This window comes from Rhizobium sp. 01T444, from assembly GCF_056398305.1.
Map to the genome: position 1 here is coordinate 312954 of NZ_JBFTPD010000001.1, position 21717 is coordinate 334670.

Genomic DNA, 21717 nt, shown 5'->3' on the forward strand with positions numbered 1-21717 from the left:
TTCATAACAAATGCGATGTAGTTCAACGCGATACAGCCGACGCAGGGCGACGTTCACTGTATCGGCGGCTCACCGCACGGAAGGCAATGCGGTCGGGCCCGACACGGCAGCCCTTGTCCATCAAGGTCCTGAAGCAGGCTGAACCTATAACCCATTCCGGAACAGGCGTTTTGAATCAAGGTTCCTGACCATGCTGAACGGCAGCACGTTATCAGTTTCAAACTGGGCTGCCGGCGCGGGCCTTCCAATGAAATATCCCTGGAGCTGGTTGATTCCGTACTGCTGCATCAGCCGCTGATGTTCGATGGTCTCGACGCCTTCAATGAGTATCCTCACGCCGCGATTGCGCAGCAGGCTGATGATGTCGAGCAACATCCTCTTGCCTCTCTCCGTGTTGCTGTCATGGAGGAAGGATCGATCGATCTTGACGGTGTCGAACTCTATGAGGCGAAGCCACGAGAGCCCTGCGAAGCCTGTGCCAAAGTCGTCGAGCCAGACTTGAGCGCCGAGCTTTCTCAGGTCGCTAATGCAACGAACCACATCCTGGTCGATTTCCAGCTCCACGCCTTCGGTGATCTCGAAAGCAAGTCGGGCACCCGTCACGCCGAATTCTGCCAGTGTTGCCGCCACATAGGTGGCGAAACCCGGCATCTTGAGTTCAATCGGGGAAACGTTGACGCTGGCAACCTGCACGAGGTCGGTCGCCAACAAGTCTCGGCAAACAGTGCGGATTGCCCACCGGCCGAGTTCGACGATCGAGCCCGTCCTTTCCGCAACCGGGATGAATTTACCAGGCGATACAGGCGTTCCATCCAACATGCTCAAACGCATCAAAGCTTCGACAGCGTCCATCTTGCCCGTCTGGACGTTGCGGATCGGTTGATAGACGAGGGAGACAAGGCCGTGCTCGAGCGCGATCTTCAGGGTCGCAGCTATATCCTCGCTGTCATCGCTGCTCTCAGGATCTTCGGGATCGAAGACCACGAGGGTGTTGCGGCCCGCAGCCTTGGCGGCGTAAAGCGCGCGATCAGCTTCGTGAATGACCTTCTCGACCTGCTTGCTCTCGTCCCGCGTATAGGACACGCCGACACTCACGGTGATGACAGTGGTCCCGTCTCGCCTGTGTTCGTGTGGCCAAGCCAAGGCCCTGATGGCAGCACACATTGCTTCTGCGAGCTCGACCGCTCGTTGCGAATTCGGCATCGGTGTGATGACGATGAATTCCTCACCGCCGTATCGCCCGATGATCGAACCCCAGGACTCGGCCACGCTTTGAAGAAGCTGGGAGACAGCTATAAGACAGCGGTCACCTTCTTGATGGCCGTAGCAGTCGTTATAGCGTTTGAAATAATCCACATCGATAAGCAGGACGGCAAACGGCACACTGTCGTCCTGCCAGCGTTGCCAATGATCACGCAGACGCTGATCGACTGCCCGGCGATTTTCGAGGCCGGTCAACGAGTCCGTGTTCGAGAGGTGCAAAAGAGCCTTGCCTCTTTCGTCGGCGGCAGCTTGCTGCAAACTCGCTTCAAATGCATTGAGGAAGACTTTGTAGCGCTCCCTATTGAGCTGAAGGTTCACGTAAGATGTGAAAACAAAGCAAGAAATACAGAACGCACCGAGGATGAGCTTGTGGAGAAGCAACATGGGCGCGAACAGATAGAGGGCGCCAGTGAAGATGAGCACGTTCGTTGCGGAGGCCGCAAGAGCAACCGGAAACCGGAAACTGAAGAACAAGTTGACGCTCATCATGAAGATCGCGCCAAACACCATATAATATGAGAACGCATCCCCGGCCGCGGTCATCTGGGCGGTGAGAAGCCAGACAAGATAGGCTACGAGCACCGACATCGCCGCGGCCATGTCGACCGTATCGGCTTTTGCCTTGCGGTAGAGCAGAAATTCCAGCACGCATAACGCACTGACGCCAACCGCCAGCCGGCCGGCGACCGTGTACTGGACGACATCACCGATAAAAAGATAGTCCGTGAAGGAATATGCAAGGTAAGCAGCGACCGCTGTCCAGAGGCCTTTGCGCGTCGCGCTCTTTCGGCCGCTCTCGCTCTTCTGCTCATAAAGGCAACGCAACTGTTCTGGCGACAGCGTCGGCAGCACGGTAGCAGCTGCGGTCTCGGCTAACACGTGCATCATGCCCCTGCCACCCAACATCTTGCAGCAGTTGCCCTTCGCAGACTGCCAACTGACGCTGGATAGCCGTACGCAGAGTCCACATCAACCGATAACGCTCAAACGATCCCCAAGCGGGCGGGCTATCTCTCGGGTTCACTAATATTTTCTAAAGCTAAGACGTGCACTGGCGCCGCAGCCCAACCTTAACGCTTGACTCGCGTGAAAATGGTAAGGATTTTACGCAATGTTTTAAGTTCTTATTCACCAGTGAGGTTTCAGTGGCTCAGCCGCTCTTTTCTCTTGATGGCCAAAGCCTGATCACGCCGCAGTCCTTCAGCAATAAGCTTCCCTCACCGAACCGAGATGACGAAACAGACCGCCTGCGAACCGCAGAGGCTGAGTTTGCGATCGTCATCAACATTGCAATACAACGGTTCTCCGCGGGCAAGAACCTGCCTGATGCAGTCAGGTGGCTGATTGGCCAGCTCCATGACGTCCGTCATAAATTCGGCGCTGCCGTGTGGCAGAAGCTCATCCCGATCATTCAAGCCCATCCCTCGGCAAAGATCCTCCAGCAGTGCCCGTTCACCCGTTGGTCCTTTGACAAACCTCGCGGCTATTCCGGTGATGCCAGTCTTATCGACTTCATTTATGGGCATCCGGCGGTGGCCGAAGAAGTGGCCAATTCCACCCGTCTCGGCCTGGATATCTTCGACTACACGATAAACGCCCCCGGCCCGGTCGCCGTAAGGGAACGTCGCGACATCCTGACCCGCTACGTCGACGAGACCGCTGCGCGAACGGGTTCGGATACCGAAGTCCTGGCCATCGCTGCCGGTCACCTGCGCGAAGCGGAGGCATCGAAGGCACTTGCGGAAGGCCGCCTTAAACGCTGGGTTGCTCTTGATCAGGATCCGGAAAGTATCGGCTCGATCTCGAGCCAATTCCATGGAACTTCCGTCGAGCCTATCAATGGATCCGTGCGCGGCTTGCTCGCACGAAAGCATCGGATCGGCACTTTCGATCTGATCTATGCAGCAGGATTGTACGATTATCTCACCGATAAAGTGGCAATCCGGCTCACGCAGATTTGCATGGAAATGCTGAAGCCAGGCGGCGTCTTTCTATTTGCCAACTTTTCCGACGAGATGGCCGATGACGGGTACATGGAATCCTACATGAACTGGGAGCTTCTCCAGCGTTCTGAAGCCGACATGTGGCGCATTTCCCATCGTAGTGCGACGGAAGACACTGATGATAAGACGGTCTGGTTCGGTGCCAACCGCAATATCATTTACGCCACCATCAGGAAGCGGTCGTAAGCCCCGACGGGCCGGGCGCATCACAAAATCCGAGACACAGTCACTGCCGCTGCAGATCAATGCGGCTCGTCACCACGGATCGGCCGGAGGCGAGGTCGCGATCAACAGTCTGCAGGCGAAGCCCGTTCTGCCCCAGCTTTTCGATCATCAATTGTGCGCTTCGGTCGCCATTGGTGACGCGAGCCCAGGTGACATTGAAGTTGAGAGCATCGCCTTTCCTGCTGCCGACGAGCATGGAAGGCTGGCCCGATGGTCCCGTGTAGTTGCCGGTGTAACGTTGACCGGCCGCCTTTACACTTGCCGAGAAGCTTCTTGTGATGACGGCGAGCGCGCGACAACTGCCATTCATGGACACTGCGGAAGCACTCGCGCTGGATTTCAGATTGCACGATACATTGACCTTCTTGCCGCCGATCTTGGTCAGGACCATTCCGCCTCCATCCCAGTCGCCTGCCAGCGAGTTCAGAAAGTCTGCGTCGGCCGCATTCGCGTTGGCAGACAGACATGAAAGCGAGAGCAATGTTGCGATCAGAAGAGGACGCATGAGAGCACCCAACGTTTCCCTGGGCTTACAACATCTGGCGTCAGAAATTGTTCCGCTATGATCCGAAGCTCGCGCCGTCACTCATGCCAGTGATCCGCAACCCAAGGTGTGGGGAGGATATAGTGGCGCAGGTAGCGGAAGGGTTGCTTGCCGCCGCGTTTGCTGACATCGAACACGCCCTTGATGTGATCGAGCCTTGTTTCGGCCCGGCCCTTCGGGCCGAATTTCCCATCAATGGCGTTCTGCGGGTGGAAGCCGCGCGGGAAGAGGACAACGCGGGCACTGGATGGCAGGCGCGGTGCGAGGAAGTAGTTCAGCGGAAAGGCCCAGTGGCAGTCCTGCCGGAAATGCAGAACCCAGCTCCGCGGGAAGAATTTCACGCCTCCGGGCGCATTGCGGGTGACGAAGCGCTGTTCATACTGATACTCATCGGCCACTTTCTGCGGGTTGGCCCTGAACTTTTCCTGCAGCGGCAGGAGCTTGCCGACCGGAAAGCGAAAGAGCGAGCTCTGGCCGAGCCTTTCGAAAGGCGTTGTCTGGTTGCGGGCCATGACGACATCCTCAGGCCCTCCAACTTTGAAAAAGTCATCAAGAGAGGCGACGATGACCAGGTCGAGGTCCAGATAGAGGACCGGCCCGCTCAGGCTTCCGAGCTTTGGTCCCCAAAGTCTCGCCTTCGGCCAGATGCCCCGCGTATTGACGGGCATTTCGACATCCAGAGGCGGCAGGTCCTCGCACAGGATGCCGGGATGGAGATCATCCCGGCAGTCGGTGAAACAGGTGAAGGTAAACGGCGGCGTGATGTTGCGCGCCACCATCGCATAGAGCCGGTTGATGAAAGTCGGCCCGTATCTTGTACCCCAGTTGATGCAAATTACCTGTTTAACGCCGCCGCTCGCAGCCAAAACATGCGTCATCATAGCCCGCCATTTCCGTGCCCGGATCCGAAACCCTTCGCAGCCGCGATGGCGCGGTTCACAGGCCTGCATCAGGTTTTCAAGTGGGAATAACCTGGCGGAAATGCAATCCTGAGATCCGAGAGGCCTGGCCTGCCAGATCTCTTTATTTCCGGCGGATACCCACCGAAACTTTCCTTCGCAAAATGCCTTGTATTTTAAATTTGTCAGGGCCGGAAGCGGTTTAAAGCGTCGACACAAAAGAAAGCATATCACTTGCGCTTTACCTGCTACCAGCAGGAGCATAAAAGACTGCCGACATCACGCGTTGCACCTGCCCCACCAGCCGACAGCGGTTTTCCCGTTTCACGGAGAAAGCTTCGAGAGGTTCATCATGTCCGCTACATCGAAGCAATCCAACCGCACGCTCGTCGTTGCCACGATCATGCTCGCGACCTTCATGGTGGCGATCGAGGCCACGATCGTGGCGACCGCCATGCCGCGGATCGTCGGCCAGCTCGGGGGCTTTACCTATTACAGCTGGGTCTTTTCCGCCTTCCTGCTGGCGCAGTCGACGACCACGGTCATCTACGGCAAGCTGTCCGACATTTTTGGACGCAAGCCGGTGCTGATCGGCGGCATCCTCGTTTTCCTCGTCGGTTCGCTCTTCTGCGGGCTTGCCTGGTCGATGGCCTCGCTCATCGTGTTCCGTCTGTTGCAGGGCCTTGGTGCCGGCGCGATCCAGCCGGTGACGATGACAATCATCGGCGACCTGTTCAAGCTGGAGGAACGCGGCAAGGTGCAGGGCGTGATGGCGACGGTTTGGGCGACTTCAGCGGTCGTCGGACCACTCGCCGGCGGCATCATCGTCGATACGATCTCCTGGGCCTGGATCTTCTGGATCAACCTGCCGATCGGCATCTTCTCGATCATCGCCTTCATGATGTTCCTGAAGGAGGATGTGGCGCACAAGGATGCCAAGATCGACTATCTCGGCGCCATCCTGTTTTCGATTTCCATCATCGCGCTGCTGACGATCCTGACGGAAACGGATGCGCCGGCCTGGGTGCTTCTCTCGCTTGCCGCCCTCTTCGTCGTGACCGGCATTCTCTTTGTATTGCAGGAAAAGCGCACGCCGGAGCCCATCATTTCCATCGCGCTCTGGAGTCGCCGGCTCGTTGCGACCAGCAATGCCTGCATGCTGCTTGCCGGCATGGCGCTGATCGGTCTTTCGACGATCCTGCCGATGTATGTACAGGGCGTGCTCGGCCGCTCGCCTGTTGTCGCCGGTTTCACGCTGACCATGCTGGTCGTCGGCTGGCCGCTGTCGGTGATGTTTTCCGGCCGTTTCTTCAAGGCATTCGGCATTCGCAACACGCTGCGGGTCGGCAGCTTCATGTTTCCCTTCGGGGCCTTCTTCCTGCTGTTCCTCACGCCCGAAAGCCATCCGGCCGTTGCGGGCGCAGGCTCCTTCTTCATGGGCTTCGGCATGGGGCTCATCAACCTGACCAGCATTGCGCTGGTGCAGGACAGCGTGGAATGGTCGATGCGCGGCAGTGCCACAGCCTCGATCATCTTTGCCCGCAGCCTCGGCAATACGCTGGGTGCCACCGTGCTCGGCGCGATCTTGAATGCCGGCATCAATCACTATGCGACGGGGGATGCGGCAAACCGCCTGCACAATGTCCTGAACGAGCCGACCGGCCTCTCGGCGCTTGCAAACGATCCGGCGGTGCGCGGTGTCTTCGATGCGGCGCTGCACTGGAGCTTCTGGGGTGTCGTAGTCGTGGCGGTGCTGACCTTTGCGACCACCTGGCTCATTCCGATCAGCCGCGGCGTGAAGAGCGGGGGCGCGAGCAGCGCGGCAAGCGAGGCCGCGTCGCACTGATCAGGTGCCAACCTTTCAGCCAGGCGCGCCTTCCGTGGAGCTCTGCGGGATGGATTGCAGCAGGGTCTGGCGAGCGGAGCGAAGGTGTATGCGACAGGCGGCCTCAATCTTCGCCTGATCGTTGGCTTCGAGCGCCGCTATATAATCGAGATGTTCGTGGATCGCGCGTTCGTTGCGTTCGCGGGCGGCCGCCTTGTTCCACTGATAATGATAGTGGAAGATAATGGCGATCGCGTCATAGAAGTCGGCAATGAAACGGTTCTTCGAGGCGCGATGGATCAGCAAGTGAAAACGCTCGTCGAGTGCCGAGAATTCCTTGAAACGGTTATTGATGTCAGAGAGCACAGAGAGATGCTCCTCCTTGATCGTCGCAAGATCGGCCCAGGCCTGATGGTCGGCAGGTAGCCTGCCGAATTCGGCCGCCGAATGCAGCTCGAACATTTCGCGCACATCGGCAAGTTCCAGCGCGAATTCACGGGTAAAGCCCTTCAGCGTCCAGTGGCTGTTCGGTCGTTTTTCGATCAGCCCGAAACGCGAGAAGCGGATGAGGAATTCGCGCACGCTGGTCGTGCCTGTGCCGATCTCGCGGGCAAGCTCCAGCTCGTTGATCTGCATGCCGGGGGCTGCTTCATCCGAAAGAATGCGCTGCATGAAGCTGCGCTCGATGATGTCATGCAGCGAATCCGTTTCCTCCGAGGGGAAGAAGTCGCGGTCGATCGGCTGGCGCAGCACGATCTTCTGGCGCTTGTTCCAGCGGATGATGCCCTCGTCGCTGAGACGGGTCAGAATGGCGCGCGCCGTGCTGCGGCTGACGCCGAGCTGGGCTGCGATTTCCGGCTCCGAAGGCAGCGCGGTATCCGTGCGCAATGCTGCCGCATATCGGTTATAGGCTTCCTTGAAGACCGTATTCTGCCTTGCCATCAGACCCCGCTTTCCGCCCGAGCGACACGGCGATGATACCCGCCCACCAAGAACGGGCACAGCCGGACCAGGAGCCTCTTCAAACGACCTCTATCTTATTTTCAGTCGCCTGCGGCTGTTTGCCTCCCTCGTCCACAGGATCAATATTCCCGTTGACTTGAAAATGTTTATTGTAGATAAAAAACAAAAGCAATGCGCATTCGTCCATGTAGCGGGCGTTTCGTCAGGGAGAAGAAATTGGACAGACAGCCTTGGATCATCCTGTCGGCCGGAGACAATGTCGCGGTCGCAACCGCACAGATCGCCGAGGGATCTGATGTTGCGGGCGTCACGACGCGGCAGAAGATCGACCCCGGCCACAAGGTCGCCATAGCGGACATTCCGCTTGGCACGCCAGTCGTGAAATACGGCCAGGCGATCGGCCGCACCACGGCTGATGTGAAAGCGGGCGACCATGTTCACAGCCACAATCTGCATTTCGAAAACGACCGCCTTGCTGCGACGGCCAATTCCGCTCCTGAAGAAGCAAGTGCCGAGGACAGGGCGCGTACCTTCATGGGTTACCGCCGCGCCGACGGACGGGCGGCGACGCGCAATTATATCGGCATCATCGCCAGCGTGAACTGTTCCACCACGGTCTGTCGGGCGATTGCCGACGAGGCCAACCGTACGATCCTGCCGCATTATGACGGCATCGACGGTTTCGTGCCGATCGTTCACGATCAGGGCTGCGGCATGAGCTCGACAGGTGACGGCATGAACGTGCTGCATCGGACGCTTGCCGGTTACACCCGCCATGTGAATTTCGGCGGCGTGCTGATGATCGGCCTCGGCTGCGAGGTCAACCAGCTGACCCTTTACGGCCAGAGCGGCGCCGGCGCCTCCAAGCGGCACTTCAACATTCAGGACGCCGGCGGTTCGCGCCGCGCAGTCGAGCGCGCCATGGGCGTGCTGCGCGAAATCGCCGCCGATGTCGGCCGTGAAAAGCGAGTTCCGATGTCGGTCAGTGAGATCATCATCGGTCTGCAATGCGGTGGTTCGGACGGTTTTTCGGGTATAACCGCCAATCCGGCGCTCGGTGTTGCAGCCGATCTGCTGGCAGCTGCCGGTGGTACGGCAATCCTTTCGGAAACCTCAGAGATCTATGGCGCGGAGCATCTGCTGCGCAGCCGCGCCGTCAGCGACGATGTCGCCAAAAAGCTCGATGAGAAGATCGCCTGGTGGGAAGACTATGTCGCCCTGCACGGCGCCTCGCTCGACAATAACCCGTCTCCGGGCAACAAGCGCGGCGGTCTGACGACCATTCTCGAAAAGTCGCTAGGCGCCGTCGCCAAGGGTGGCCGCTCGCCGCTGACCGCCGTCTATGGTTATGCCGAGCGCGTCACCGCACCCGGTCTCGTCTTCATGGATACACCCGGCTATGACCCGGTTTCTGCCACCGGCCAGGTTGCCGGCGGCGCGAACATGATCGCCTTTACGACCGGCCGCGGCAGCTGCTTCGGCTGTCGCCCCGCCCCCTCGCTGAAGCTCGCCAGCAATTCGGCGCTCTTCACCTCGATGGAAGAGGATATGGACATTGATTGCGGCACTATCGTTACCGGCGATGCGACCATCAGCGGCAAGGGCCGCGAGATCTTCGACCTGATCGTCGATACGGCCTCCGGCAAGAAGACGAAAAGTGAAATTTTCGGTTACGGCGATAATGAATTTGTTCCGTGGCATCTCGGCGCCACGCTCTAAATATGACTTATTGATATCAGGGTCTTCACAAGGAGGAATGATGAAGACGAGGAGGATTGGCAAGACGGCGCTTGAGGTGACCGAAATCAGCTTCGGCGCCGCTGCACTCGGCGGCCTTTACCGCGCCTGCCCGCGCGAGCAGGCAATGGAAACGCTGGAGACGGCATGGAACCACGGCATCCGCTATTATGACGTGGCGCCGTGGTATGGCCTTGGGCTCGGCGAACGTCGCGTCGGCGATTTCCTGCGCGACAAGCCGGAAGATGACTATGTTCTCTCTACCAAGGTCGGCCGCCTGCTGCGCCCGGTGCCGACGGGCACCGTCCCTGATTATAGCTATGTCGACCCCCTCTCTTTCGATGCCGATTACGACTATTCCTATGATGGGATCATGCGCTCGGTCGATTTCAGCTATGCGCGTCTTGGCCTGAACCGCATCGACATTCTGTTCGTCCATGACATTGGCGCCTATACGCATGGCGCCGCCAGGAATGCCGTGCATCTGAAGAACTTCCTCGATAGCGGCATCAAGGCGCTGGAGCAGCTGAAATCCTCGGGCGCGATCAAGGCTTTCGGGCTTGGCGTCAACGAAGTGCCCGTCTGCCTCGACGTGATGCGCAACGCCGATATCGACACGATCCTGATGGCCGGGCGCTATACGCTGCTCGACCGGTCGGCGGTATCAGAACTGATCCCGCTCTGCCGGCAGAAGGGCACCTCGCTCGTCGTCGGCGGCGTCTTCAATTCCGGCATCCTCGCAACCGGCCCGGTGCCGGGCTCGCATTTCGATTATATGCCGGCAACCGAGGAAGTGCTTGCCAAGGTGGGCGCAATGGAAGAGGTGGCCAAGCGCCACGGCCTGCCGCTTGCCGCCCCTGCCCTGCAGTTTCCGCTGCACGACCCCGTTGTCTCCTCGGTGCTGATCGGCACGGCGAGGCCCTCGAGCCTCGTGCGCAACATGGAAAATTTCGAGCCGCAGCTTCCCGCCGATATCTATCCCGAATTCGAACCCTATACGCTTGTCGCCGCGCCGCTCGGTGACGAAGCCGTGCGGGTCTGAGGAGACACCATGCTTAGAGGTATTCATCCGCTTCTCGGCCCCGATCTGCTCTATGCGCTGAAGAGCATGGGGCATGGCGACGATATCGTCATTGCCGATGCCAATTTCCCGGCAAGCAGCATGGGTCCTGATGTCATCCGCGCCGATGGCGTCAGCGCGACAGCGATGGCCGAAGCGATCCTCACCCATATGCCGCTCGATACGTTCGTGCCGCAATCGGCATGGCGGATGGAAGTTGTGGGCGATCCGAAAGCCGTGCCTGATGTCTGCGCCGAATTTCAGCAGATCGTCACCCGGCGCGCCGGCGATTTTTCCATCGCATCCGTCGAACGCTTCGCCTTCTACGAGATGGCGCGGAAGGCCGCCTATATCGTCGCGACCACCGAGTTCCGGCTCTACGGCAACCTTATTTTGAAGAAGGGTGTCGTCCATCCGCACGAGCTGCAATTCGACTGAGACCGTATTTTAGGTCCTTATGTATTTAAAATAAAAACAATTGCTTGGCAGAGAATTTAGCGGGTAAAAAAGCGAATTGGGCACACTTGCAATTTGCCTGCGCCTCAGCTAGCTTCTGATCGTAAATGTTTTTTATCGATAAAAATCGTCCGCCTGCGTTCAGCGGTCCGGTTTCATTGGAGGAGAACGCACCCTGAGAGGAGAACCCTTATGAGCATCGTGAAATCCATTCTGTCTCGCCGCGCCTTTACGGCACTTGCAGGCGCCGCTGTCATTGCGACGGCAATGCCTGCCACGTCCTTTGCGGCCGAGGTGACGATCCCGATCATCGTCAAGGACACGACGTCCTTCTACTGGCAGATCGTTCTGGCCGGCGCGCGCAAGGCCGGCAAGGATCTCGGCGTCAACGTGCCGGAGCTCGGCGCCCAGGCCGAATCCGACATCAACGGCCAGATCAGCATTCTCGAGAACGCCGTTGCCGGCAAGCCGGCCGCCGTCGTGATCTCCCCGACCGAGTTCAAGGCGCTCGGCAAGCCCATCGATGAAGCCGCCAAGTCGGTTCCGATCATCGGCATTGACTCCGGCGCCGACTCCAAGGCATTCAAGTCGTTCCTGACGACCGACAATGTCCAGGGCGGCCGCATCGCTGCTGACGGTCTTGCCGCCGCCATCAAGGGCGCCACCGGCAAGGAAGAAGGCGAAGTCGTCATCCTGACCAACCTTCCCGGCGTCGGCTCGCTGGAACAGCGTCGCGAAGGCTTCCTGGATCAGGTGAAGACCAAGCATCCCGGCCTGAAGGTGATTGCCGACAAGTACGGCGACGGCCAGGCAACGACCGGCCTCAACATGATGACGGACCTGATCACGGCAAACCCGAACCTCGTCGGCGTCTTCGCCTCGAACCTCATCATGGCGCAGGGCGTGGGCCAGGCGATCGCCGAAAACAAGCTCGGCGACAAGATCAAGGTCATCGGCTTCGACAGCGACGACAAGACGGTCGGCTTCCTCAAGGATGGCGCCATCGCCGGCCTCGTCGTTCAGGACCCCTACCGCATGGGTTATGACGGCGTGAAGACCGCTCTTGCCGTCTCCAAGGGCGAGAAGGTCGCGGAAAATGTCGATACCGGCGCAAACCTCGTCACAAAGGCGAATATGGCTGAGCCGAAGATCGACGCGCTCTTGAATCCGAAGATCAAGTAAGACGACAGGCGGCCGCGCCGATTTCAAAAACCGGCGCGGCCTTTCTCATCCATGGTATGTTTCACCAGGGATGGAGCAGACGTGACAAGAGGAGGAGAGGTCCATGGTCGGACTGGAAGAGGTCAGTCATCGCCACGATGACAGCGCGACGCTGAAAGAAGCCAATCGAATTCCCGCCGGATCGCCCATCCTCGAACTGAAAGGCCTGCAGAAGAATTACGGTCACGTGCAGGCGCTGAAGCCTGCGACGCTGACCTTCCTTGCCGGTGAAATCCACGCCATCGTCGGCGAAAACGGCGCCGGCAAATCCACCCTCATCAAATTGCTCACCGGCGTCATCACACGCACGGCCGGCGAGGTGTTGTGGTGCGGCCATCCGGTGGGGCTGTCGACGCCGAACGAGGCGATCGCCCGCGGCATCAACGCCGTCCACCAGGAAGTCGTGCTCTGCCGGCACCTGACGGTGGCCGCCAATCTCTTCCTCGGCGACGAGGTTAACCGCTTCGGCATCATGCGCAAGAAGCAGATGGAGAAGATGGCGCAGGCCGTTCTCGACGATCTCGGCTTCGGCCTGCCGGCTGGCGCGCTTCTGAGCTCGCTGACGATCGGTCAGCAGCAGCTCGTCGCCACCGCGCGCGCGGCCATGCGCGGCACGCAGTTCCTGATCTTCGACGAGCCGACCGCCTATCTCACCCGCCAGGAATCCGCACAGCTCTTCAAGCTGATCCGCCGCCTGCAAGGCGAAGGCGTCACCATCGTCTATATCAGCCACCGCATGGAGGAAGTCTTCGAGCTTGCCGACCGTGTCTCGGTGCTGCGCGACGGCACGCATGTCGGCACGCGTCTCATCGGCGAAACCAATGACGCCGAGCTGATCGCGCTGATGATCAATCGCTCGATCGAGCAGATCTACCACAAGGAAGAGATTCCGATCGGAGAGACGATCCTCGACGTCAGGGGTCTCACCGGCCCGGGCTTCGAAGACGTGTCGCTGAGCGTCAAGGCAGGACAGATCGTCGGGCTCTATGGCCTGATCGGCGCCGGGCGCAGCGAATTTGCTCTCGGGCTCTATGGGCGCCAGCCGACAAGTGCGGGCGAAATCCACTGGATGGGCAAGCGCGTCGATATCAAGAACGAACGCACTGCGATGGAGCTCGGCATTGCGCTGGCTCCCGAAAGCCGGCGCGACCAGGGGCTCTGCCTCAACCTGCCGATCGGCCTCAACATCAACCTGCCAGTGTTCGGACGCCTCAGCCACGGCCCGGTCATCAATCACGCGCGCGAATCGACGAATGCCGACAAGCAGATCCGCGATCTCAGCATCAAGACGCCGAGCCGGCGCGTTCCGGCCTCCAGCATGTCGGGCGGCAACCAGCAGAAGATCGTCATCGGCAAGTGGCTGAGCCACGGCGCCCGGCTTTTCATTTTCGACGAGCCGACCGTCGGCGTCGACGTCGGCACCAAGGCGGAAATCTACCGGCTCTTCGCCAAGCTTCTGAAGGACGGGGCGGGCATCATCCTGATCTCCTCCTACCTGCCTGAGGTCTACGAACTGGCCGACCGGCTGCATGTCTTCCGCAGCGGCAAGCTTGTCGCGAGCCATGATTTCCACGCGGCGACGCATGAAGAAGTGCTCAGCGAAGCGATCGGCGTCTGAGCAAGAAGAATAAGAGGGAGAAAATTCATGACTGTAACCCCCACCGAAATCGTCGCGCCGCCGCCGCGCCGGAAGATGAACATCCTGTTCGGCCTGACGCTGATCGGGTTGCTGATCTTCCTCTGGGTCGTGCTCGGCTTCTCGACAGCCAGCTTCTGGACGCCGCTCAACATCTCCAACCTGCTGCGCCAAGGCGCGATGACGGCGATCCTGGCGCTCGGCCAGACCTTCGTCATCATCACCGCCGGCATCGACCTTTCTGTCGGCGCAATCGTCGGCTTCTGCACGGTCATCATCGCCTGGCTGCTGCAGGCGGGCGTACCGCTCTGGGCGGCAATCTTGCTGACGCTGGCAATCGGTGTCGCGATCGGCTCCTTCCATGGCTTCGGCATCGTGCATATGGGCCTGCCGCCGTTCATCATCACGCTGGCGACGCTGACATCGCTGCGTGGCATTGGCCTGCTGATCACCAACGGCTCTACGATCAGCATCACCGACGAGGGCTTCAGCAACTTCGCCCGCGCCGATTTCCTTGGCGTCCCAAGCCTGTTCTGGATGGTCATCCTGGTTGCGATCCCCTCCTTCGTCTTCCTGCATCTGAGCCGCTGGGGCCGCTATCTCTTCGCCGTCGGCTCGAATGCCGAAGCGGCGCGCCTTTCCGGCGTCAACGTCAAGGGGATGATCTACCTCGCCTATATCCTTTCGGCTTCGTTTGCGGCTTTCGTCGGCGTGCTGCTTGCCTCGCGTATCGCCATCGGTAACGCGACACAGGCCGACGGCTGGGAACTGCAGGCGATCGCCTCCTCGGTCATCGGCGGCACGTCGCTCTTCGGAGCCGTCGGCTCCGTGCACGGTCCGCTGATCGGCGCCTTCATTCTGGCGACGATCAACAACGGCGCAAATCTCCTGAACGTCAACTCGTTCTGGCAGCGCATCATCACCGGCCTGCTGATCATCGTCATCGTCTACTTCGACCAGCTTCGCCGGCGCCGGACGGGCTGAGCGAGATGCAAAACGAAGCCGGCCCAAAGGCCGGCTTTCTTCTTTTCAGCAATGCGAGAACTGTCATGAAAGCTGTCCTTTGCCGCGAACCCGGTGTCCTCGATCTCGTCGAGCGCCCCTCCCCCGAAAAACCTGATACCGGCTGGGTACGGCTTGCCGTCAGCCATGTCGGCATCTGCGGCACGGACTATCATATCTTCGAAGGCAAGCACCCCTTTCTCGAATATCCGCGCGTCATGGGACATGAGATCTCAGCGACGGTGCTGGAGACCGGCGACGGGGTGGCGATGGCCGTCGGTACGCCCGTCATCGTCAATCCCTATCTCTCCTGCGGAAGCTGTGTCGCCTGCCGGCAGGGCAAGCCCAATTGCTGCACCAATATCAAGGTTCTCGGCGTCCATACGGATGGTGCTTTCTGCGAGGAAATCGTAGTGCCCGCGGGCAATCTCTATGCCGCCAACGGCCTCAGCCTCGAGGCCGCGGCGACCGTCGAATTCCTGGCCATTGGGGCGCATGCGGTACGCCGATCCATGGCGCCTGCAGGTTCCCGCTCGCTTGTCATCGGCGCAGGTCCGATCGGCCTAGGCGCGGCAATCTTCTCGCGTATTGCTGGTCATGACGTGACGCTGCTGGATACAAGTGCGGAACGGCTGCAGATGGCGTCGGAGCGCTTCGGCTTTACATCAGGGATCGTCGCCAATGATGGGACAGCCGATGCCGTGAAGGCCAGGACGGACGGCGATGGTTTTGACGTCGTCTTTGACGCGACAGGCTTTGGACCTTCGATAGAGAAGGCCTTCAGCTTTGTCGCCCATGGCGGCGCCCTGGTGCTGGTCAGCGTCGTGAAAGACGATATCCGCTTCTCCGATCCGGAATTCCACAAGCGGGAAATGATGGTCATCGGCAGCCGCAATGCGACGCGCGTCGACTTCGAACATGTCGCGGATTCGATCGCCAAGGGTCTCGTTCCGGTCGACAAGCTGATCACCCATCGCACGACGCTTGCCGATGCGCCGCGCGATCTCGCCCGCTGGGCGCATGAGAAGAGCGGCCTCATCAAGGCCGTCATCAAGGTCGCCGCTTAAGCCGCGTCGACCGCAGCGCGCATCTGCCTGACGACCGCGACATCGGTGCGGTTCGAGCTCGGCACATCGAAGCCGAAAGAGACGGCGCGCGGATCGGCGCTGGCAACGGCAGAACTGCAGGAGCCGTGAACTTCGTGCGCGCCTGTTGCCCGCAGGATCTCGACGACATTGGCCGGTCGCACGCCACTGCCCGGCATGATGGAGATGCGGCCGGCAGCCTTGACGGAGATACGCTTCAGCGTTTCTAGCCCGTCCATCGCCTTCGGCACGCAGCCTGAGGTGAGGATGCGCTCGCAGCCAAGCTCGACCGCCTGTTCCAGCGCGGCATCCGGATCCGGCACGAGATCGAAAGCGCGATGCAGCGTCGAGCCGAGGCCGGACGCATGGGCCTTCAGGCGATGAATGAGCGGCATGTCGAGCGTGCCGTCCAGTCGGTTGGCGCCGATGACGACGCCGGCAAGGCCAGCGGCCCTGACAGCATCGATATCGGCAAGCATCGCCTTTTCGTCCGTCGCATCGAAGATGAAGGGGCCGGCATGCGGGCGGATCATTGCATAGACGGGGATCGGCGCTTCGGCGGCAATTCGCATCAGGCTCGGCAATGGCGTCAGCCCGCCAAGCTCCAGCGCCGAGCAGAGCTCGATGCGGCCAGCACCGCCCTCGATTGCAGCCACAAGGCCCTGAGCGCTATCGACGCATACTTCCAGCAAAACCGTCATATCCCGAATCCTTCTCGTTCCGCCATTTCGGCCAAAGTAGCCCATGCAGCCCATTTCACGAACGGCTTACCACCGATAGCCGCCTTTCCCCCCTTCTGACGCTCCCCATCGTAACGTCAGGCGCGGCGGCGTAGGGCTATGGTGAGTCAGCAACACATTGATTGTCGAATAGCGTAAACAACCCTCAAACCCCGATTGGGTCCGCGCATGCCGATGATTGCTGTTCTACAAAGACGCGCCAAATCATGGTTCCCAGATTGGTGGACTTCCGATTGACGTCCGCAGCGCCTCGGTGAAGGCTCGCACCTTGGCACTCGCCTGCGGCAGGGCGCGCAGGAGGTAGATCCCGGCCGGCGCAGCGTTCCAGGGTTCATCGCCCGGCCGCAACCGGACCAGTCTCCCTGCCTTGACGTCCGGTCCGACGACCCAGCTCGACAGGAATGCGATCCCCAGCCCCTCCTGGGCCGCCGCGCGCAGGGCTTCGAAATCGTCTGAACGGAACGTCACCATACCGTTCCCCGCATGGCCCGCCGGGCCGTCGAGCAGGTCCCGCCAACCCAGAAGATCAGCGCCATGCAGCTTGTCGATCAAACGGTGCGATGAGAGATCGGCGACGCTATCGGGCACACCCGCCCGTGCCAGATAGGCCGGGCTTGCGACCAACAGTCGGGTCAGAGGCGCAAGCCTCGTGGCGATCAGCGTGCTATCGGCCAGCGCCCCCATGCGGATGACCACGTCGAGACGCTCGAGAACCGGATCGGCCAGCCGCTCCGTCAGGTCGAGCTCGACCTTGAGCGCGGGGTGCTCAGTTTGCAGCGCTGCGACGACCGGCAAGACATAGCGCTTGCCAAAGGTCGGGAAGCAGGCGATCCGGAGTGTGCCGGAGACGGAACCGTCGAAGGCGGCGATCTCTGCGTGGGTGTCGGTCAGTTCGTCAAGAAGCAGCAGGGCCCGTTCGTGCAGCCGCCGGCCGGCATCCGTGAGCGTGAGGGCGCGGGTCGAGCGGACCAGCAGGGCAACGCCCAGATCCTCCTCCAGCGTGTCGATCTGGCGCACGATCGCCGAAGGCGTCACCGCGCGCCGACGGGCGGCGCCGGAAAAGCTCCCCGCCCTAACGACATCGACGAAAGTTGACAGGAACACGGCGAAATGGGGTCTCATCTTTGCGATCCAGGCAAAGCCGTTTGCAGCAGGCTACGGCTTATCGCTGTCTTTCAATAGACGCACAATCCCCATCGTGAGGTCGGCGAGTTCAACAGCATTCGACGTGACCAAAACAAGGTAAATCTCGTCGAAGGCCCCGCGCGTCTCATGAAGGCGTGGGACTGCGATATATACATAGGTATGTTCGATTTGACTCTGAATTACTGACCTAACACGAACGTATAATTTTCACGAAACGGTCCGGATAGCAGATTGTACCGGCAAAAACGGATGCTTCGCAGATCAAAAGTTCGAGACTGTCGCTGGATACGGGCCGCAAGGGTGGCGCGCACCGGAGGTGTGGCTGGCTCGTCGTCCGTGGAAAGCAACGTCGTCATCTAATCCGTGACACTCGAAAGGAAAAACCATGAAGATACTGACCGACAAGATCCTCTCCCTGTCCGCCTATTCCGCCGAGATCGACATCCCGCTGGACAAGGTCGATATTGCCGACTGGCTCTTCACCCTGCCGGAAGCCGAATATCTACGCTGCTGCCCGCCCGACCACATCGGTGCCGGCACCACGACCACGGATGACGGCCGACCCATGTCGATTAACGTCGAGATGATCGGCACCGCGCTGGTCGTGCAGCATTACGTCGCCGAGGAAGCAACGCCGAGTTACTGCCGGATGAACTCGATCTCGGACGTGTTCACCCCGGTCGGGCGCACACAGGTCAACGTGATCTGGGAGCTGATCGCCGAGGGGATAGAGGGCGGACGCAGCCGCTACACCAATCGCGTCACCTCGCACCCCACCGACGTTTTCATGGACTTCATTGCCGCGCACGGCCAGACCTTCGAACAGGCGGCGGCCGCCCGACAGGAAGCGGGCGGTGACCACAACCGCAGGGAGACGCCGCTCTTCGCCGCCAGCATCGCCCGCCGGGCGCTCGGCAAGTCGCCGCGAAATGAAGGCGATCGCGTTCGATGATTTCGGCAAGGCGGAGGTTCTCCGTCTTGCCGAGGCGCCGATGCCGCAACCTCGCCCCGGTGATCTTCTGGTCAAGGTGAAGGCAGCCGGTGTCAATCGCGCCGACCTTCTTCAACGCCAGGGCTATTACGGCAGGCAGAGTTATGGCGAGAGCGATCTGCTCGGGCTGGAAGTGGCCGGCGAGGTGGTCGCTGTCGGCAGCGATGTCGCCGATATCCTCCCCGGCGAGCGCGTGATGGCCATCGTCGGAGGGGGTGCCTATGCCGAATATGCCCGCGTCGACCGCGGCATGGCGGTACGTGTTCCCGATGGCCTTGACCTTATCGGCGCGGCGGCGGCGGTGATGGAATCGTTCGTCACCGCGTGGGAGGCCGTCGTGCATCTTGGTGGTGCCGCCAAGGGCTTGGCCGTGCTCGTCCACGCCGCAGCGGGCGGCATCGGTTCCGCCGGCGTGGAGATTGCGCACGCCCTCGGTGCCCGGGTCTTCGCGACGGCCAATGCCGAGCGCCGGATTGATGTTTTGGGCTTGGGCGCAGAGGCCGTGTTTGATTACCGGTTGGAGGACTTCGAGCAGGGCGTTCGCGATGCCACCGGCGGAAGCGGGGTCGATGTAATCGTCGACTTCGTCGGTGGCGACTATCCCGCCCGCAACCTGCGCAGCCTCGCGCCGGGCGGGTGTCTCGTGCAGGTCGGCCTGCTGGGCGGGCAGGACGATACCGTTATCCCTCTCGCTCTCCTGCTCCACAATCACCTGCGCCTTATCGGCACCGTGATGAAGTCGCGCAGCGCGGTGGAGAAGCGCGCCATGGTTCAGCGCTTCGCCCAAGGAGCTCTGCCAATGTTCGCCGATGGCCGGCTAAAGCCGTTGGTCGGCAAAGTGTTCCCACTGTCCGAGGCAGCCGATGCGCATCGCTATATGGAAGCGGGTGGCGGATTCGGGAAGATCGTGTTGGATGTAGCTGCGTGAGGATGAGCTTTGAGAGTACGTCGCTGATGCTTGAACGCAGTGAGCGACCCCTCGCCAACAGTCAGGAGTTCTGTCATGGCGGACATCTCTACGCCGGCTACCGAACCGATGACCTCACGCTCAAACAGGCGGCTCGCCTCGGGCAAGGTGGACGAAGCACTGTTCGACAAGGTCGTCCAGCCGATCGAGATGGTCGGCGTCGGCCTCGGGGGCGCCTGATGGATGCCCAGCTCCGCGATCGACTTCCAGCACTTCATCTGCGTCCTGATCTCCATCAAGCTGGTTCGTGTTGTTGCCATTTTTGCCCTTCTGCGTAAACGGCAGGCAAGGGCTGAGCAATCAACGTGCCGAGCACTTTCCTGTCCTGAAGTCACACAATCGGCGGCGTTAGAGGGCTATAGCGTAGACGTAGTGCTCATCTTCATCGGGCGTGGCCCGCCGCAGCCTGTTTAAGCGAAGGCTTTGTTTTGCGCGACAGGCGCCGGGACAATTTTTGCCGCGGTCGCGATCAGCAGGTCACAAGCGTCAGCCGCGGCTTTCCGATGATTGAAGGCCACGTGATAGGACATCGGCATCGGCTCGGCGAGCTCGACGATGCGCACCCGGTCGGCAATCGGCATGGCGCTGACACGACCGAGGAAGGAGACATAGCCGTGATTGGCGACGAGATCGACGATGACGGGCAGCGAATCCGCCGCGGTGATGTCTCGATCGCGGAGGCGGCGATGCAGGGTGCGGTCATAGCCGAAGGTCATGGCGGCATGGCCGATGCCGGTGCGCGGGCTCGGCGTGCAGATCGGATGGCTGGCGACGAGGTCAGCGGCCGTCGCTTCTGTGCTGTCAGGCGGTGCAATAGCCACCATATCGGTGCGCAGCAATTCGCGATGACGGAAGCTTTCCAGGCCGAAGACGGAATCGAGGATCGCAACATCGATGCGCCCGGATTTCAGCGCCTCGCGCAGATCGTCGGCAGTCATCGAGACCAGCGATAGAGCATTCTTGTTGCGGCTGGCATTCCACTCGGCAACGAGGCTACCCAGGCAGCGCGCAACCCAGCTTTCCGAGCCCGTAGGGATGATGGCACCGATGCGCAGTGAGCGAGCGGTGCGCTGATAGCGTTCGTCCGCAGCGGATTTCAGTTCGTTCCAGGCGAGGCTGATGGTCGAAAAGACGGTATAGGCGAAGCGGCCCTCCTCCGTCAGCGCCGAGCCCTGGGCCTGACGCTCGAAGAGTCTGCCTCCAAAGAATTTCTCAAGATTGGCAATCTGCAATGAAAGCTGCGGCTGACCAAGGCGCAGACGACGGGCGGCTCTGTTGATGCTGCCCTGATCGGCAACCTCCAGGTAACGCTCCATGGTGACGAGCTTGACGGGGATGCGGGCGGCCCATTGTCCGTAAGCTTCCGGTTCACGATGACCAAGCTTGTCGCCGAGCTGCCCTGTTGCGGCAAGGATCGGCGCCAATCCCTCCAGAACTCTGCCTCCGGCAAGCAGAATGACCAGTTCGCCCGAGGAACGTTCGGCGAGCTTCAGGGCGAGCTCCGTCTCCAGGTTATCGATCGCTGCCGACGCGGTCGAGGCGGAGATGTTGAAGCGACGCGCAGTTTCGCGCATGGAGCCGGAAGACAGGACATGGCTTGCGATGAAGAGGGCGCCGAGATGCAAGGCTTTCTCCGGAAACTACTGAAAAGGCGGAGGATATGACGTGTTCGTGAAAAAAGATATCCCTGCCCATAGAGGTGCAGGCTATCGTTCACTCAATAAGAAATCCGGGCGGCGAAAGAACCGACTGAAAGCACCGGAACATCGTGGAAACACGCAAGGGGACAAAAACAAATCGCGCCGGCCTTGGAAAAGGGAATGCAATTCCGCGCACGGACCTGCATTCGCCGCCATAATCGCGTCGCGAGAGCGAATACTGGAGGGGGCTGCTTCGATTTTCGGGCATCGATTTTTCGGGCATGCACACTATTTCCATGACGCACGTATTTCCG

19 protein-coding genes are annotated in these 21717 nt (G+C 60.4%); 12 read left to right on the plus strand and 7 right to left on the minus strand.

From position 1 onward, the window contains the following. Positions 1 to 144 precede the first annotated feature (144 nt). Positions 145 to 2151, minus strand: a complete 2007-nt coding sequence (locus AC1DTN_RS01495) for a putative bifunctional diguanylate cyclase/phosphodiesterase (RefSeq protein WP_477919687.1) — start codon at positions 2149 to 2151, stop codon at positions 145 to 147. 257 nt (positions 2152 to 2408) lie between these two features. On the opposite strand from AC1DTN_RS01495, the gene AC1DTN_RS01500 reads away from it, so the two are divergent. Further along, complete coding sequence (locus AC1DTN_RS01500) at positions 2409 to 3452, plus strand: class I SAM-dependent methyltransferase (protein WP_477919688.1); 1044 nt, start codon at positions 2409 to 2411, stop codon at positions 3450 to 3452. Positions 3453 to 3492: 40 nt separating this feature from the next. Here AC1DTN_RS01500 and AC1DTN_RS01505 read toward each other — a convergent pair whose 3' ends face one another. Both AC1DTN_RS01505 and AC1DTN_RS01510 read right to left on the minus strand, forming a co-directional pair. Beyond that, positions 3493 to 3996 carry a hypothetical protein gene (locus AC1DTN_RS01505; protein ID WP_477919690.1) on the minus strand — a complete coding sequence of 168 codons (504 nt, stop codon included), beginning with the start codon at positions 3994 to 3996 and terminating at the stop codon, positions 3493 to 3495. 77 nt (positions 3997 to 4073) lie between these two features. Further along, positions 4074 to 4916 (minus strand): glycosyl transferase, encoded by an 843-nt coding sequence (locus AC1DTN_RS01510; protein WP_477919889.1) that lies wholly within the window; start codon positions 4914 to 4916, stop codon positions 4074 to 4076. A gap of 370 nt (positions 4917 to 5286) precedes the next feature. Here AC1DTN_RS01510 and AC1DTN_RS01515 point away from each other — a divergent pair, with 370 nt between their 5' ends. Continuing rightward, positions 5287 to 6780, plus strand: a complete 1494-nt coding sequence (locus tag AC1DTN_RS01515) for an MDR family MFS transporter (RefSeq protein ID WP_477919692.1) — start codon at positions 5287 to 5289, stop codon at positions 6778 to 6780. Between the two features lie 15 nt (positions 6781 to 6795). Here the strand turns inward: AC1DTN_RS01515 and AC1DTN_RS01520 are convergent, their stop codons facing one another. Further along, positions 6796 to 7701: a GntR family transcriptional regulator gene (locus AC1DTN_RS01520; protein WP_477919693.1), complete on the minus strand. Its 906-nt coding sequence runs from the start codon at positions 7699 to 7701 to the stop codon at positions 6796 to 6798. A 237-nt stretch (positions 7702 to 7938) separates the two neighbouring features. Between AC1DTN_RS01520 and AC1DTN_RS01525 the strand changes: the two genes are divergently transcribed. From AC1DTN_RS01525 to AC1DTN_RS01555, 7 genes are all read left to right on the plus strand, one after another. Then, entirely contained in the window at positions 7939 to 9441 is a 1503-nt protein-coding gene (locus AC1DTN_RS01525) for a UxaA family hydrolase (protein ID WP_477919695.1), read from the plus strand. Between the two features lie 40 nt (positions 9442 to 9481). Continuing rightward, the gene (locus AC1DTN_RS01530; protein ID WP_477919696.1) at positions 9482 to 10501 is read left to right on the plus strand and encodes an aldo/keto reductase; all 1020 of its coding nucleotides are present in this window, start codon (positions 9482 to 9484) and stop codon (positions 10499 to 10501) included. Positions 10502 to 10510: 9 nt separating this feature from the next. Next, a complete protein-coding gene (locus tag AC1DTN_RS01535; RefSeq protein WP_477919698.1) occupies positions 10511 to 10957 on the plus strand; it encodes an RbsD/FucU family protein in 447 nt (148 codons plus the stop codon). A 210-nt stretch (positions 10958 to 11167) separates the two neighbouring features. Further along, a complete protein-coding gene (locus AC1DTN_RS01540) occupies positions 11168 to 12157 on the plus strand; it encodes an ABC transporter substrate-binding protein (protein ID WP_310379064.1) in 990 nt (329 codons plus the stop codon). Positions 12158 to 12260: 103 nt separating this feature from the next. After that, positions 12261 to 13814 (plus strand): sugar ABC transporter ATP-binding protein, encoded by a 1554-nt coding sequence (locus AC1DTN_RS01545; RefSeq protein WP_310379066.1) that lies wholly within the window; start codon positions 12261 to 12263, stop codon positions 13812 to 13814. 27 nt (positions 13815 to 13841) lie between these two features. Beyond that, positions 13842 to 14816 (plus strand): ABC transporter permease, encoded by a 975-nt coding sequence (locus AC1DTN_RS01550; RefSeq protein WP_113322900.1) that lies wholly within the window; start codon positions 13842 to 13844, stop codon positions 14814 to 14816. A 65-nt stretch (positions 14817 to 14881) separates the two neighbouring features. Beyond that, a complete protein-coding gene (locus AC1DTN_RS01555; protein WP_477919700.1) occupies positions 14882 to 15901 on the plus strand; it encodes a zinc-binding alcohol dehydrogenase family protein in 1020 nt (339 codons plus the stop codon). On the opposite strand, the gene AC1DTN_RS01560 is transcribed toward AC1DTN_RS01555, so the two are convergent. Both AC1DTN_RS01560 and AC1DTN_RS01565 read right to left on the minus strand, forming a co-directional pair. Beyond that, positions 15898 to 16620 (minus strand): copper homeostasis protein CutC, encoded by a 723-nt coding sequence (locus tag AC1DTN_RS01560; protein ID WP_310379071.1) that lies wholly within the window; start codon positions 16618 to 16620, stop codon positions 15898 to 15900. The genes AC1DTN_RS01555 and AC1DTN_RS01560 overlap by 4 nt on opposite strands. Positions 16621 to 16863: 243 nt before the next feature. Further along, a complete protein-coding gene (locus tag AC1DTN_RS01565; protein WP_477919702.1) occupies positions 16864 to 17781 on the minus strand; it encodes a LysR family transcriptional regulator in 918 nt (305 codons plus the stop codon). Positions 17782 to 18190: 409 nt separating this feature from the next. Between AC1DTN_RS01565 and AC1DTN_RS01570 the strand changes: the two genes are divergently transcribed. From AC1DTN_RS01570 to AC1DTN_RS01580, 3 genes are all read left to right on the plus strand, one after another. Beyond that, entirely contained in the window at positions 18191 to 18757 is a 567-nt protein-coding gene (locus AC1DTN_RS01570; protein WP_477919704.1) for a hypothetical protein, read from the plus strand. Beyond that, a complete protein-coding gene (locus tag AC1DTN_RS01575) occupies positions 18735 to 19724 on the plus strand; it encodes an NAD(P)H-quinone oxidoreductase (RefSeq protein ID WP_477919706.1) in 990 nt (329 codons plus the stop codon). Before AC1DTN_RS01570 ends, AC1DTN_RS01575 begins: the two co-directional genes overlap by 23 nt. Before the next feature lie 75 nt (positions 19725 to 19799). Then, entirely contained in the window at positions 19800 to 19943 is a 144-nt protein-coding gene (locus AC1DTN_RS01580; protein ID WP_477919707.1) for a hypothetical protein, read from the plus strand. A gap of 230 nt (positions 19944 to 20173) precedes the next feature. On the opposite strand, the gene AC1DTN_RS01585 is transcribed toward AC1DTN_RS01580, so the two are convergent. Then, complete coding sequence (locus tag AC1DTN_RS01585) at positions 20174 to 21388, minus strand: LysR family transcriptional regulator (protein WP_477919709.1); 1215 nt, start codon at positions 21386 to 21388, stop codon at positions 20174 to 20176. Positions 21389 to 21717: the final 329 nt, after the last annotated feature.

Excerpts from the sequence above, each read along its gene's own strand:
- AC1DTN_RS01495 (WP_477919687.1), bottom strand. The coding sequence starts at position 2,151 with ATGATGCACGTGTTAGCCGAGACCGCAGCTGCTACCGTGCTGCCGACG.
- AC1DTN_RS01505 (WP_477919690.1), bottom strand. The coding sequence starts at position 3,996 with ATGCGTCCTCTTCTGATCGCAACATTGCTCTCGCTTTCATGTCTGTCT.
- AC1DTN_RS01510 (WP_477919889.1), bottom strand. The coding sequence starts at position 4,916 with ATGATGACGCATGTTTTGGCTGCGAGCGGCGGCGTTAAACAGGTAATT.
- AC1DTN_RS01515 (WP_477919692.1), top strand. The coding sequence starts at position 5,287 with ATGTCCGCTACATCGAAGCAATCCAACCGCACGCTCGTCGTTGCCACG.
- AC1DTN_RS01520 (WP_477919693.1), bottom strand. The coding sequence starts at position 7,701 with ATGGCAAGGCAGAATACGGTCTTCAAGGAAGCCTATAACCGATATGCG.
- AC1DTN_RS01530 (WP_477919696.1), top strand. The coding sequence starts at position 9,482 with ATGAAGACGAGGAGGATTGGCAAGACGGCGCTTGAGGTGACCGAAATC.
- AC1DTN_RS01535 (WP_477919698.1), top strand. The coding sequence starts at position 10,511 with ATGCTTAGAGGTATTCATCCGCTTCTCGGCCCCGATCTGCTCTATGCG.
- AC1DTN_RS01540 (WP_310379064.1), top strand. The coding sequence starts at position 11,168 with ATGAGCATCGTGAAATCCATTCTGTCTCGCCGCGCCTTTACGGCACTT.
- AC1DTN_RS01545 (WP_310379066.1), top strand. The coding sequence starts at position 12,261 with ATGGTCGGACTGGAAGAGGTCAGTCATCGCCACGATGACAGCGCGACG.
- AC1DTN_RS01550 (WP_113322900.1), top strand. The coding sequence starts at position 13,842 with ATGACTGTAACCCCCACCGAAATCGTCGCGCCGCCGCCGCGCCGGAAG.
- AC1DTN_RS01555 (WP_477919700.1), top strand. The coding sequence starts at position 14,882 with ATGAAAGCTGTCCTTTGCCGCGAACCCGGTGTCCTCGATCTCGTCGAG.
- AC1DTN_RS01560 (WP_310379071.1), bottom strand. The coding sequence starts at position 16,620 with ATGACGGTTTTGCTGGAAGTATGCGTCGATAGCGCTCAGGGCCTTGTG.
- AC1DTN_RS01565 (WP_477919702.1), bottom strand. The coding sequence starts at position 17,781 with ATGAGACCCCATTTCGCCGTGTTCCTGTCAACTTTCGTCGATGTCGTT.
- AC1DTN_RS01570 (WP_477919704.1), top strand. The coding sequence starts at position 18,191 with ATGAAGATACTGACCGACAAGATCCTCTCCCTGTCCGCCTATTCCGCC.
- AC1DTN_RS01575 (WP_477919706.1), top strand. The coding sequence starts at position 18,735 with ATGAAGGCGATCGCGTTCGATGATTTCGGCAAGGCGGAGGTTCTCCGT.
- AC1DTN_RS01580 (WP_477919707.1), top strand. The coding sequence starts at position 19,800 with ATGGCGGACATCTCTACGCCGGCTACCGAACCGATGACCTCACGCTCA.